We start from the raw sequence: 14330 nt of genomic DNA, 5'->3' as shown, positions 1-14330 counted from the left end.
TAAGCAAATTTTTGGGGTTCTCTAATTTTTTAATTTGTATCTACTGTTTTTATTATATATTTATAACTTTGTTTTTTAGTTTTTATATTTTAGAATATATTTTTTTAATAATTTTAGATAATTCTAAATTTATGCTTGCAGTTTTGACTTTAAAGTGTTAAACTTTAAAGCGTTAAAGTTAAAGGAGGAGGAAATCTGATTTATCAGAGTTTAATAGAGTTATGAGAGAACATATTACTTTTGGATTTGTAGGAATTGGTTTAATAGGGGGTTCAATTGCCAAGGCACTTAGACGTGTTTACCCAAGTTGTAAGATTATTGTATACAATCGAAGCGCTGAGCCTAGAGTTATGGCTATCAATGACGGAACTGCCAATATTGCTGTTCCACAAGTTAATGAAACTTTTAATGAGTGTGATTATATTTTTCTTTGCACTCCTGTTGAAAAAAATGTTGAATATTTAAAGATTCTTAAAGATATTATAAAAGATGATTGCATTATCACTGACGTGGGAAGTGTTAAAGGCAATATCCATAAGGCTGTTGAAGAACTTGGGCTGGAGAAAAATTTTATTGGCGGACATCCAATGGCCGGTTCTGAAAAAACAAGCTACACTTATGCTAATGACCGTCTGGTTGAAAATGCATACTATGCCATTACTCCTACTGACGCTGTTAGTGAAGAGCGTGTTGAAGAGTTTACTGAAATCGTTCAGGGTATTGGGGCTATTCCAATTAATATATCATATGAAGAACATGATAAGGTAGTTGCTACAATCAGTCACCTGCCACATCTTATTGCTGCCAGCCTTGTTAATCTGGTTAAGCATAATGATTCAAAAAATGAATATATGAAAACTATGGCAGCCGGTGGTTTTAAGGATATTACAAGAATTGCTTCTTCTTCACCTGAAATGTGGGAACAGATTTGTATGACAAACAATACTAATATTAGTGACATGTTACAGAAATATATTGACAGCCTTCTTGAAATTAAAGAAGACCTTGACCAGCATAAGGGACAGGGCATTTTTGATTTAATTTCAGAAAGCCGTGACTACCGCGACAGCATTGAAGACCGTAACAACAGTCTTATTTCAAGAAGCTACAATGTTTACTGCAACATTATAGATGAATCCGGTGCAATAGCTACAATTGCCACAATACTTGCAACAAACGGAGTCAGCATCAAAAACATCGGCATTATACATAATAGAGAATTTGAAGATGGCGTATTAAAGATTTCATTCTATGATGAAACATCAGCCAACAAAGCTGTGGAACAACTTGAACGCCATAGATATAATGTAATAAAAAGAAAATAGAGTTATAATTTTGCCCCCTCGTTTTGAGGGGGCATTTGCTTCCTTTCTATTCCACATTCTTTAGTGCCTGTTCCATTGGTATTTTCTTGATTTTCTTCATCTGAATTATATGAACCACAAAGTAACATACAACGCCTATTAATACCATACCCGGATATATCCATGGTGCAATATAGTAATCAAGCCATCCATTAAAATCTTTCATCATTACATAATATATATATTTAATTATATATGCTGACATTGGCACGCATATAATCATTGATGCAATAACTATTATTGCTGTGGCAATGTTGTAAAGTGAGCTTACTTCTTTGTCTGTGTATCCAAGAATTTTTATCATTGAAATTGACTGTTTGTTCTTTTCTATAATCATCTTTGCAAGGATGTAGATTACTATGATATAGATTAATGTGGCAAATCCCCAGAACAAATAAAATGCCTGCCCCATTGAGTCTTCTAACTGGTCTGACATAACTGTTAAGTCTTTTTCAGTAATAATTGATGCCACATACATATCATCTATATCCAGCTTCTTATTTGAAAAATATCCACAGAAATAATCTTTATCCTTATCGAATACTTTGTTAAAGTTCTCTCTTGTCATAAAGATACATAATGATGCCGGATAAACGTAAGTTCCTTTTATTGTAAATTTGTATTTTTTACTGCCAAATTTTTCTTTAAGCTCTATTGTCTGGTTTTCTTTTAAACCATACTTCTCCATATATCCTTTAGATACAAGTACCTGATTCCTTGTGTCAGGAATGTTCTTAGTGTTAATATATTTAGAATCTTCGTTAACACCATATATTGTTATTTCTTCTTCGCTGTCTGTTGTATTAAGTGCTGATACTGCATACTTTTCAGTATCTTTGTCATCTACTTCAATTGGTGCTTTCAAAATATATTGGTAGTTTGCAATTTTTGAATCCAATACTCTATCCTTAAAGTTTGTAAGTAAAGGTGACATCATCATACCAAACATAAGAAGGACGCTGGCAAACAATATTCCTAAGAATAATGTTATATACGTTGATGTATTTTGAAAAATTATTCTTAATCTAAATCTTGTTTTGAACTTAAAGTTTGGAAGTTTTACTACTTTGCTCTTCTTGTTTTTCTTTAAGTCGTGACGTAAAAACTGTAACGGTGAAATTCTAAGTGAAACATTAAGTACAATTAATGTTACAACAAATACAATTATGCAAGGTATTACAGTTGTAAGAATGAAAGCGTCTGCGTTCCATTTTGTTACATAAGTTGGAAGTGAATAACTTCCGTAATACATTGAAGCAACATAAAATTTCATTACTGTATAGCCAAGGATGTTACCGATTACTGCCGCAATAAAAGTAATAAGTGCCGGCAATACGAAGTAATGTCTTACCATTTCCTGTTTTGTGTAACCTGAAGCTCTAAGTGTTCCGATTGCTCCTGCTTCCTGTTCAATTGTATTTCTTGTTGTTATACCAAATACAAAAGCTATAATTGCCATAACGATATAAAGTAATACCATAACCATTACCATATCGCCACCCATATCTTCACCTGTAAAATTAATTGCCTGATTATCTCTTTGTAAAACATAATCTGTCAAAAGACCTGATTCTGTAAGAATATCCTGAATCTTTTCAGATTTTTTTGTAAGTTGCTTGTCTGACATATTCTTTTCTGAATCACTAGTATAATTCCATGTATAACAATACTTCGCCTCTGTTTCTACATCATCAAAAGCCTTGTCTGTTACAATAGCAACTGAGAACTTATTTGCATCAAACATCATATCAGTATTGTTTTTAAATAATGCACTGTAATCTGATAATGCAATATAGGCAGTAACTTTGTAGTCTTTATTACCTATATCGATTTTATCGCCAATTACAATATTATTATTTTCTCCATAAAGTCTGTCAATTGCAATTTCATCATCTGCCTTTGGCATATTGCCATCCATTAAACATGCTTTATTAACCTTAGTACGATTCTTGTATAATCTGATTGTGTGATTATTCTTTCTGTCCACATCCTTATAGAACAACTGACCTATTGAAAGATTTTCTTTTTCAAGCTTATCTATAAGGCTGCTGTCTGCTTCTTTTGCAAGAATAAAATGACCGTCTTCTATATTGTACTTCTCGAAGCTTTCATCATATGCGCCCTTTATACTTCCATCGGCAACTAAAAATCCTGAACAAAATCCAATGGTAACTATAAGAAAGAGGCACAGTGCTATATACTTGCCAAAATCATTTTTTAATTCTCTGAAATATCTTTTATTAAGAGGATTTTTCATGTCTGCCTCCTTACCATTCTAATTCCATTGCAGGTATTTTATTTTCATTAATGTCTGTCTTTCTAATCTGACCGTCTTTTAACTTAATTACATAATCAGCCATATTCTTTATGGCATCATTATGCGTAACAAGAATTACAGTGTTTCCATATTTCTTATTTACATCTTCAATTAACTTTAATATCTCTTTTGAAGTGTTGTAATCAAGGGCTCCTGTTGGTTCATCACAGAGAAGAATGCCCGGATTCTTTATAATCGCACGACCAATGGCAGTTCTCTGCTGCTGTCCACCTGATAACTGATTTGGAGTCTTATTCTGGTGTTCCCATAAACCTAAAGTTTTAATCATATCATCAATAGGTAATGGATTACTGCTTAAATAAGCTCCAACTTCAATATTTTCCCTAACTGTAAGATTTGGAATCAAGTTGTAAGACTGAAATACATATCCCAAATGCTTTCTTCTATAAAGAGAAAGTTTCTTTTCATTCATTGACTCCATTAGCTCGCCATCAATTGAAATACTTCCCCCGTCTGCCTTTTCAATTCCACCTATGATATTAAGAAGTGTTGATTTACCTGAACCTGATGGTCCAAGTAACACACATATCTTCCCTTTTTCTATACCACAACTAATCCCCTTTAAAACCTGAGTTATGTTCTCCCCTGTTCCAAATGACTTTTTAATATCCTTTAGTTCCAGATACATATTCTTCTCCCTTCAAATTAAATATGTTTTTTAGATATATCTTTTGCAAATTAGATTGCCCTTTTAGAAATTATATATGTCTTATTCGTGTTAGTATTTACTAACTACATAAAATATAGCACCGTTATTATTTTTTGTCAAAAAAAATATCCCACAATTCTTTGTGCTATTTACACTTAGAATTGTGGGATATTCACAATCTTTTATTTTCCTATTTCAATGGCATATGCCGGTGTCTTATCACTGTTAAGTTTTGTATTTGAATAGATTGCTTTAATCTTGTAATAATACTTTTTATTCTTCTTAACCTTTGTGTCTATGTACTTAGGTTTAGTAGTTGTTGCAATTCTTGTATATGAGCTCCTAGTTGAAAGTCTTCTATATACATAATACTTAACAGCATTTGTATTTTTAGTCCATTTAACTGTAACACTATAGGATTTTTTCTTCTTTGTAATCTTCTTAGATTTCTTTGTAAGCTTAACACCTGTAGGTGTTTTTAATTTTACACGAACATAATGAACAACTTTAATGCCACTGGTTGTTGTTGCTGTAATTTTTGCAATTCCTACTTTTTTTGCGGTAATGTTCCCATTGCTGTTTACGCTTACAACGCTTGGCAAGTCACTTTTCCATGTTATCTTATCTGTTGTATCACTAGGTCCCATTTCTGTAGTATAGTGACCACTATAACCTTTTACTACTTTAAGGATTTTGTCTTCTTTAATAGTTAAAGATGTGGCAGGCTGCTTTACATCAATTGTTGAATAACAGATAAGACCACTATCTGTAGTTGCCATAACCTGATATTTTCCTGTTTTAAGAGCTGTAAATTCACCTGTCAACTTATTAATGGATACGCCTGCTAAATCAGTGCTATCCCATATAATGTTATTCTTATAATCTGTCAATGTTTCATTCTTAGCATTAGCTGTAAATGTTGCTGTAAGCTTTGAACTTTGACCTTTATTAATGGTTGTATAATGAGTGTTAATTAATAATCTGCCATCAGCAATCTGCTGCAAAATTAAAGCATCATCCATTGCTAACTTTGATATTAACTTGTCAGTGTCATATTCGCTTCCCGGCAAAAACTTATTTCCATAAGGACTCTTGTTAAACATTCTATAGTAAATTGTGCAGGCTGCCAAATAACTTCCTGCAACTGTAGGATGAAGATTATCTGTACGATACAAAGTTATGTCAGGATAATCAGCCATTACTCTCATAAAGTTTGTTCCTGATGCAGCAACAAGACCTTCATAGTTATTAGCTATTTTAAAGTTATTTCTTGTAAGAATCTGTTCAATCTGCAAATCAGTTAAATAAAAAGATGTTGAATTAACACTAAAAGTACTGCCGATATTATTAGGCTGTGTAGCATAAATAATCATCTTTGCACCTGCTTTTTTAATTAAAGAATGAAGAGTATTTACTGCTGACTCTGTTTTATACTCTTTTTCAACTAAAACAGCACGGTTCTCCTGTACAACAACATAATCCCATGTATTCTTTGTAAGAGCTTCGTATACCAGTGCTCCATATGTGTCTGTTGTGTCTGCAAACTGACTAAGTTTGTATCCTGCAGAAGTAATTGATGACACCTCACAATCAATGCCATCTGCCTTGGCTATTCCCTTAAAAATATTTGGCATATCGTTATAATATGTATGACTGTTTCCAATAAATAGTATCTTGTATGTCTTTGCTGTCTGTGCATATGCATTGTCTTTTATTGTTAAAGCACATAACATCAAAAGTACTAAAGCTGCCAATCCTTTACAAAATCCATACTTATTCTTCATCTTTACATAACTCCTCTCAACTGTTTTTCATCCCCTTAGTTTCACTATTTTTCTTTTAAACTGTACTAAATGCAGGCCAGAATTTAAGTAATAATGTACATACGATTGTCATTGATACAATAATAAATACTGTCATCTTCCAACCTTCCTTAAGCATATACTTAGGCTGTAATCCGTATCCAACAGGAATTGCTCTAATAGATGTTGGAAGCATATATGATAAGTTTACACCAACTGATGCAACATATACATATGGAATAGGATTCAGTCCCATACCTTTTACAATTGAGATTACAATAGGAATTGCAACTGCCGCTGTTGCAGTATTAGATGTTACGTCTGACATTAATAATGTAACTGTAACAATAACAAATACTGTTGTAAGACCACCTGTAAGTCCCATGCCTGATACTAATTCACCAATTCTTTCTGCTGCCCCTGATTCATTAATTAATGTACCAACTGCAAGACCCCCTGCGAAGATATAAATCATTTCCCAAATAATTTTTGTCTGAACTGACTTCCAAAGCATAAGCCTTTCTCCATCAGAACGTGTTATTAAAAATGATAAAATTGCACATATAATAAATACATATGCAGGCTTAAGTCCCGGCAATAAATTCTGATAGAACTGTCTTGTAAATGCCAATACTGTAGCAATTATAAATAAAGCCAAAGAGATTTTTTCCTCTATAGTTGTTGGTGGAAACTTCTTGTACTCTTTCTTAAAATACTCTCTTGAACCACCAAGGCTTTCTCCTTTTTTAACATCTCTTATCATAAATATAATATTTATTAATAAAAGAACAATCATAATAGGAAGGAATCTTACAACCCATGATGCATACATATATTCCTTACCTGTTAACTGTTGTAAATAATCAACTGTCACAAGATTCATTGCACCGCCAAGTGGTGATGTAAGTCCTCCAAGACCTGCACCATATGCAATATATAACAATAACTTTGAACCTATACGGCTATTTGCAATATCTCCTTCACCGATATATTTTAACATTGACACTGCAATTGGTGTAATTGTTGCACATACAACTGCGTTAGGCAAAATTGCCGACAATAAAGTTGAAAGCATAAACCAGAATATTAACTGAATTCTTAAATTATCACCGATTAATCCCAGTAAAGATGCTGCTATTCTCTTATCAAGTCCTGTTTCTTCCCATGAAACAGTAAGAATTGATGCTCCTAATAATAACAAGATAGTTTCTGAAGCATAATTTGATATTACTGCAGACATGTCACACATTGTCACTAAAGCATTAATCGCTATTGGAAGAAATGCTGTTACTGCATAATCTATAGGTGCTGTTACCCACCAAAATGCCATCCATGCAACAGTACCTATTGCCGCTCTTTCCGCTAACACCGGAAAAGCACTTTTAGGTATTGCAAGACAACATAATACAAATATGACTGGTCCTATTATTAAATAAATTCGCTGTTTTGTTTTTGACATATTTTTCTCCTTTTTTAAGTATACATTTACGTCTTTTATTTAATCTCTGTTTTCTATCCTCTACATTTCCTTAAGCATACGCTTGATAACTTTTCCATTAAAAGTTCTTGGTAATGCATCAATAACCTGTACTACCTTTGGAACTCTGATAGCTTCAAGCTTTTCAAGCATAAATCTATGTAAAGATTTTTCGTCATATTCAAAACCTTCATTAATTACAATGAAAAGCTTAGGTGCTTCCCCTGTAATTTCATCAGGAATTGGAATACATGCACATTCCTTAATCATTTCATTCTGTGCTACAACTTCTTCTATTTCAGATGGTGCAATCTTAATTCCCCCCATATTAATTACATCGCCTTTTCTTCCAAGCAAATAAACAAATCCGTCTTCACCCATATAACCTAAATCGTTAGTGTAAAGAGTTCCTTCATCATCCATTACTTCTTTTGTAATCTCAGGCTCTTTCAAATATCCCGGCATATTCATTGCTCCCTTAAAAGCAAGATTGCCCGGATTCTGTGCTGAAGCCTTAACAATATTTCTATTATCGTCAACGAAAATAATTTCAGCATTAACATTAGGCTTACCAATACTGCCCTTCTTATCTCCATACTTACTAAACTCAAGACTTACTGTACATCCTGATTCTGTTGCACCATAGATATTAAACAACTTAGTATTAGGGAACATCTCTTTTAAAGTTTCCTTAGCTTTTTCACTTAACGGTGCTGAACCTAACTGAATATATCTAAGTCTGTCACTATATGTTCCAAATCTGTCCTTTGCGAACTTAAGTAACTGTTCAAGTATAGCAGGTGCAAATGTAAGACCTGTAACATTATACATATCAAGAAGTTTAAAGAAATCTTCAATAAACTTAACTCCGTCTGTTAAAACTACAGTTCCACCTTTGTAGAAAACTGTATAAGTTCTTCTAAGTGCCATAGAATGATTCATTGGTGCTGTAACCATTTCCACATCATCATTTGTTATGCCAATTGCTTCGCTAACATTCTGTGCTATGGCAACATTATTTCTATAAACAATCTTAATTCCCTTTGACTTACCTGTTGTTCCTGTTGTAAAAAGAATCTCTGACAAATCATCTTCCTTAGGCAAATCAAACTTATATTCAACCTCATAGCTATCAAAATCAATTGCTTCATTAAACATATCTTTTAAGCTAATTGATTTCTTGTTTTCATTCTTTAATTTCTTCTTATCAAGGAAATAATCTGTTTCAACAAAATCCATAATTTCAAGAATCCTGTCTTCCTTAACTGCTTTTTCAAGTGGGCATGCAACTGCACCTAAAAGCTGAATTGAAAACATTGCAAAAAGATACTCAACCTTCTGGGCTCCCTTTAAAACAACAACGTCTCCTTTTTTCACTCCATTTTCTTCCAAAAATGAAGCCCCTTTGTTAATCATTTTCCAAAACTGTTTATATGTAACTTTATTTTTTTTGTCTCCTAAGCATATTTTGTCAGGAGTTATTTCTGAAGCACTCTTTATAGCTTCCAAAATTGAACTGTAACTCATTACAACCTCCTAAAACCATGTATTTCAAAGTTCTATATCACAAAACTATTCATTACAACAATTGTATTTCAAAACTCTACATACCTTAGAACTTACCATAGAAAAATGCACCTGCATTATATCCTGAACCGTACATTCCAAATACAAGAATACCTGCAATAAGAGCTAAGTACAATAACCATCTGAATAAAATATTCTGTTTTGCAATAACATCTCTTATTGTCATTCCGTCCTTGTTAAATTTTTCCTGCAACATACTTACACCCCAAACTAATGCAACTAAAAGCATTGCCAATGTGAAATTATGCTGGTCAAGTCCATAAGAATACAAGCTTTCATCCAAAAGAGTATGAAGTCCAAACTGTCTGAAATTAAACATTCTCTTTAAAAATTCAAAGAATGTTGTAAATCCTGCAGAAACTGCAAAGAATATACGTCCAATAGTTGATAACATAAATGTTCTTGCCATTCTGAAAAGATTAAAGCTGAAACATTCTGTATCCATATGCAAGAACTTGCATAATTTTTGAATTGGAATTTCAAACAATCCACTTGATACGATTAAAATACCGTGGTAAATGCCCCAAAGTACAAAACAACTTGCCGCTCCGTGCCAAACACCTGTAACAATCCATACACATGATGCAGGGATTACAACTGAAAGTGAACGTGAAACCTGATTGCCCCATTTCTTTCTTGTGAATTTATTAATCTTCTTACACAATGCTGACATTGATACAGGATATAATAAATAATCCTTAAACCATGCACCAAGTGAAATATGCCATCTTCTCCAGAATTCCGGCATATTCTTTGAGAAGAACGGATGCCAGAAGTTCTTGTCCAAATTAATGCCAAATATTTCCGATACGCCATGAGCAATATCCATACATCCCATCCAATCCAAATACATCTGAATTGAGAACAATGATATTGCAAGAATAAGTGGGAAACCTGTAATCTGGTCCCATTTTGCAAGAGCACCATTAGTAAAAGTCTGCAATCTGTCAGAAATAACCATTTTTTCAAAGTAACCCCAGAGAATTAACTGGAATCCCTTAGTTACTCTGTCATAATCAAATGGATGATCTGCAAAAAACTGTGGTGCCAACTTATTATAACGACCAATAGGTCCCTGTACTATATGTGGAAAATACATTGTAAACAATGCCAGTTTCAAATAATTAGTCTCTGCTCTATATCTTTTCCAATAAATATCAAGAATATATCCAACTACCATAAATGTATAGAAAGATATTCCTAAAGGTAATACAAAATTAAACTCCTTACTCCAGTCAAGTCCAAATTTTCCAAGAACTGAAGAAACTCCTGACAAAATAAAATCAGTATATTTAATTACACATAAAATTCCAAGATTTATTGCAAAGTCAAGAAGTAAAATTCTTTTTCTTCTCTTAGTAAATCTTTTCTTAAAAGCCTTCTTAGCTTCCTTTGAAGAAAACTCTCTTGTCTTTGTAATTCTGCTTTCATCGTCGTGTAACTTCTGAATCTTTCTTGCCAATGTATATGTGCTAAGTGATGAAATAAAAATAAATATTATGTATTTTGGTCCGGCAAATAAATAAAATGCTATACTTGCCAAAAGTAAAAATACCCACTGACATTTTCTAAATATTGTAAAATATAATAGTATAACAATTAATAGAAAAGGGATAAATGATAATGTGTTAAAACCCATCTTACTACTCTCCTCTGTGCATTACAGTTGCATTGTTTTCAAAATGAAGAAATGCTGTATCTGCAACCTCTTTTAGTTTCTTGTCATAAACAATAATGTTCATTCCCCATGAAATTAATCCTGTGTATTTACTATTGTTTAATCTCATTGTTCCACCTTTGGAATTAGCTGTTATATCATAATCAGTACCACAGGTAAGTGTTCCTCCAAGGGTTGTAACTTTTGAGTTATCTTCAAGCTGTTTCTTTACTTTATTCTTAGAGTTATCTCCATCAAGAACACAAATAACATTATTTCCATAAGTACTGTCTGTAAATAACGCTTCATCAGCTCCCATACTAATCAAAGTCTTCTTCTGACTGTCAGTAAATGTAATATTCCTAACATTTGAACCAGAAGTAATAATTACTGAATATTCATCAGTATTAATAGCCTTAAGGTATTCATCAAAGTTAGTTATAAGACTTAACTTTCCTTCATTTAAAGCGGCCTGATAGTTTGATTTCTGTGACTCAAAATCCTTCTTTATACTATTATCTGTTTTTCTATAATCTGTAAGTTTGTAATTATCAGCAATATACTGACCTACGAACTTAGTAATCTTCTTTGCCCCTAAAATATTTACGTGAACCGTATCTGCCGCATCCTCTGAATAATCAAACTGCATCTTGTCCATATTTGATTTCAAATTCAAATCAAGAAATTTAATATTATTCTTGTCGGCAAGTTCCTGTATATAATTGTGTTGGTCTTCATGCCATGTTGTGTCAGGTGTTCTTACAAATAATAATTCCACACCCTGTTGTTTTGCTTCCTTAATAAGCTTAAGAGCATATTCTTCATTAATAGGATTTGGTGTTTCCTTATCATTAGACTTAACTTCAAATCCATCATACTTTCCTTTTGCTTCTTTTTCAGCGTCAAAACTTGTTGAATTTTTAAACTGTGTTGAAAGTACTGAAAATCCCTTAGTATTACTATTGTTTTTTCCTAAGAAGAAATCATAGTCATCATAAGACAGTTCAGACCATCTTGTGTGATACAAAGATAATGGGAAAAGATATGACCACAAATCAACTTCTTCGTCTGTGCCATCAGCTTCCTTATGGAAGTCCTTGTAATCCAAGGCATATTGAATCTTGTTCTTACCCCATTTCATATAATCATAAGACTTTCTTGCCTTTTCTTCTGCTTTTTCAGAAGAACGTCCGGCAGACTTAATCTCTATTACTGCTAATTTCATATTCTGAGTTTTTAGTGCTTCCTTAAACCAATAATAAGTTCCAATCATTGGCTGAGACATAACACCTAGATTATATGAAGAAATTCCCTGCTCCTCATATAGCTGGAACGGATCCATTGCTGCTGAAATAATACTTGCTCCAAAAAAGACAACCTCTGCGCTGTTATCCTGCAATTCATAAAAACTTTTGTTTGTTTTCGCCGATACCCATCTGTTTTCTAACCACTTAGGCTTTAAAAGGTCTGTTAACCCTCCAACCATTAAAACTGCCACCATGCAAAAACATATGATTTTTGTAATACGAACTAATTTTAATTTCATAATAAACTCCACTGCTTAATCTTTTATTGTTTTTTCACACACATTAGTCCCCTTTACACTCAAAAACAAAAATATAATATATAATAATTTTTATATAATTGTGATAACCAAAAAGTTTCACAAAGATTTTATGTTTTTTACAAAATGAAACTTTTGTTTCTCTTTTTCTACTTTCTTTGGCAAAAAATTAGGCCCCTAAGTTAACTTAAGAGCCCTATAATCATATTTGTCATATTATTGCTGAAGTCTTTCAATCATTTCTGCTAATGCATCAATGCTGCTAAAGTTCTCTTCATTCTTTTCTTCCATTGTAATTTCAATATCAAAAGCGTCCTCTAATTCTTCCATTAATGCAAGAATATCCATTGAGTCCATATCTTCTGCAATGTTAAAATCCTCATCTTCAACATCCATGCCGGGATTTACACTTAAAATAATTTCTTTAATCTTATCTTTCATTTGTAATTCTCCTTTTTCGTTTGTTACACGTTCTTTAATTTTATAATTTAACTCATTATGAATTACTTACTACTCATAACTTTTTTCATTCTATTATAAAAATAGCAAATATGCAACAAATATTTATTTTATATTACAATCCATTTGACTAAAATCTATTCGTCTTCCTTTTCAATTGTTTCCAGAACATCAAAGTAGTTTTCAAAAGTCTTTCTGCAGCACATTGGATTCTTTATTACAATTCCATCAACTGCAAGACCTGCCACTGCAAAACTCATTGCCACACGGTGGTCATCATAAGTTTCAATTTCTGCTCCGTGAAGTTTGCCCGGCGTTATAATTACATCTGTACTACCGCCTTCTTCTACAATCTTAGCATCACATCCCATTCTGTTAAGTTCGTTAACAATAACCTGAACACGGTCTGATTCCTGACCTCTTATATGACCAATATTTCTGATTCTTGTCTCAGTCTTTCCAAAAGCTGCCACAACAGCCATTGTAAGTGCCTGGTCTGAAAAATCAGACATATCTATATCAATGCCTTCATATCCTACAGCACTTATTCCATCCACTTCAAGACCTTCCGGCTTATCTGTTATTACACAACCGATTCTTTCAAGAGCATAAATAAACTTAATATCCCCCTGCATTGAATCTTTATGTATTCCCTTAACAATAGATTTAACACCAAGAATAGCTGCCATAGCATAAAAATAACATGCAGCAGACATATCCGGTTCAACATTATATACATTACAAATATAGCTTTGCTTCTTTATTATATATGTATTGCCTTCTCTATCAAAATCAATGTCAAACTGCTTAAGCATATTTGTTGTAATCTTAATATAGGCACCGTCCACTCTTGAACCCGTAAGTTCCACATTCATGCCATTCATTACAGATGCCATAAGCAATGCGCTGGCATACTGACTGCTGGTAGTCGTGTCGATTTTAATATTACCTGACTTAATTCCCTTAGAATGAATTTCAAAAGGAAAATGTCCTTCTTCTTCTAAGCACTTAATCTCTACACCCTTAGCTGTCAGGCTACCTAGAAGCTCACTCATTGGACGCTTCTTCATCTGTTCTGAAGATTGAAGAGTATAGTCACCACCTGCCACAGCAAGAAAAACAGTCATGAATCTTGCTGCTGTTCCTGCACTTTGAACATTAATTGTAGCCTTCCTGTTAGGGATTCTTCCATTTTCACCCTTAATCACTACATTAGCACTTTCTTCATCTATCTGAACACTAAAACCTAATGAAATAAGACAGTCAAGAAAAGCTCTTGAATCACTGCTAAACAATACACCGTTAAGTGTGCATATGCCATCTGACATAGCCGCCAGCATTAAAGCTCTGTTAGTGATACTTTTAGAGCCCGGCACTGACACATTTATATTATTTTTTTTGTTTAATTTCTTTACTGTATATTTTTCCATAGG

Annotated in this window: 10 protein-coding genes; 1 reads left to right on the top strand and 9 read right to left on the bottom strand. The window is 33.0% G+C overall.

Annotated elements, in window-relative coordinates; translation table 11 throughout:
* Positions 1-221: 221 nt before the first annotated feature.
* Positions 222-1325 (top strand): prephenate dehydrogenase, encoded by a 1104-nt coding sequence (locus NQ558_RS07700; RefSeq protein WP_005362984.1) that lies wholly within the window; start codon positions 222-224, stop codon positions 1323-1325.
* Positions 1326-1371: 46 nt separating this feature from the next.
* On the opposite strand, the gene NQ558_RS07695 is transcribed toward NQ558_RS07700, so the two are convergent.
* From NQ558_RS07695 to aroA, 9 genes are all read right to left on the bottom strand, one after another.
* On the bottom strand, positions 1372-3621 hold the full coding sequence (locus NQ558_RS07695) for an ABC transporter permease (protein WP_005362986.1): 2250 nt from the start codon (positions 3619-3621) through the stop codon (positions 1372-1374).
* Between the two features lie 10 nt (positions 3622-3631).
* The gene (locus tag NQ558_RS07690; protein WP_005362987.1) at positions 3632-4330 is read right to left on the bottom strand and encodes an ABC transporter ATP-binding protein; all 699 of its coding nucleotides are present in this window, start codon (positions 4328-4330) and stop codon (positions 3632-3634) included.
* A gap of 203 nt (positions 4331-4533) precedes the next feature.
* Positions 4534-6135 (bottom strand): Ig-like domain-containing protein, encoded by a 1602-nt coding sequence (locus tag NQ558_RS07685; RefSeq protein WP_005362988.1) that lies wholly within the window; start codon positions 6133-6135, stop codon positions 4534-4536.
* 55 nt (positions 6136-6190) lie between these two features.
* Entirely contained in the window at positions 6191-7612 is a 1422-nt protein-coding gene (locus NQ558_RS07680) for an SLC13 family permease (RefSeq protein ID WP_005362990.1), read from the bottom strand.
* 60 nt (positions 7613-7672) lie between these two features.
* On the bottom strand, positions 7673-9157 hold the full coding sequence (locus NQ558_RS07675; RefSeq protein ID WP_005362992.1) for a class I adenylate-forming enzyme family protein: 1485 nt from the start codon (positions 9155-9157) through the stop codon (positions 7673-7675).
* A gap of 85 nt (positions 9158-9242) precedes the next feature.
* Positions 9243-10856, bottom strand: a complete 1614-nt coding sequence (locus NQ558_RS07670) for an MBOAT family O-acyltransferase (RefSeq protein ID WP_005362993.1) — start codon at positions 10854-10856, stop codon at positions 9243-9245.
* Positions 10857-10860: 4 nt separating this feature from the next.
* Positions 10861-12420: a hypothetical protein gene (locus tag NQ558_RS07665; RefSeq protein ID WP_040447094.1), complete on the bottom strand. Its 1560-nt coding sequence runs from the start codon at positions 12418-12420 to the stop codon at positions 10861-10863.
* Positions 12421-12654: 234 nt separating this feature from the next.
* On the bottom strand, positions 12655-12879 hold the full coding sequence (locus NQ558_RS07660; RefSeq protein ID WP_005362997.1) for a phosphopantetheine-binding protein: 225 nt from the start codon (positions 12877-12879) through the stop codon (positions 12655-12657).
* 155 nt (positions 12880-13034) lie between these two features.
* Positions 13035-14327 (bottom strand): 3-phosphoshikimate 1-carboxyvinyltransferase, encoded by a 1293-nt coding sequence (gene aroA, locus NQ558_RS07655; protein ID WP_005362999.1) that lies wholly within the window; start codon positions 14325-14327, stop codon positions 13035-13037.
* Positions 14328-14330 lie beyond the last annotated feature (3 nt).

Source organism: Eubacterium ventriosum (genome assembly GCF_025150745.1).
Taxonomy (GTDB): domain Bacteria; phylum Bacillota; class Clostridia; order Lachnospirales; family Lachnospiraceae; genus Eubacterium_G; species Eubacterium_G ventriosum.
The sequence above is the reverse complement of the archived record's forward strand: the minus strand, read 5'-3'. Positions and strand labels throughout refer to the sequence as shown.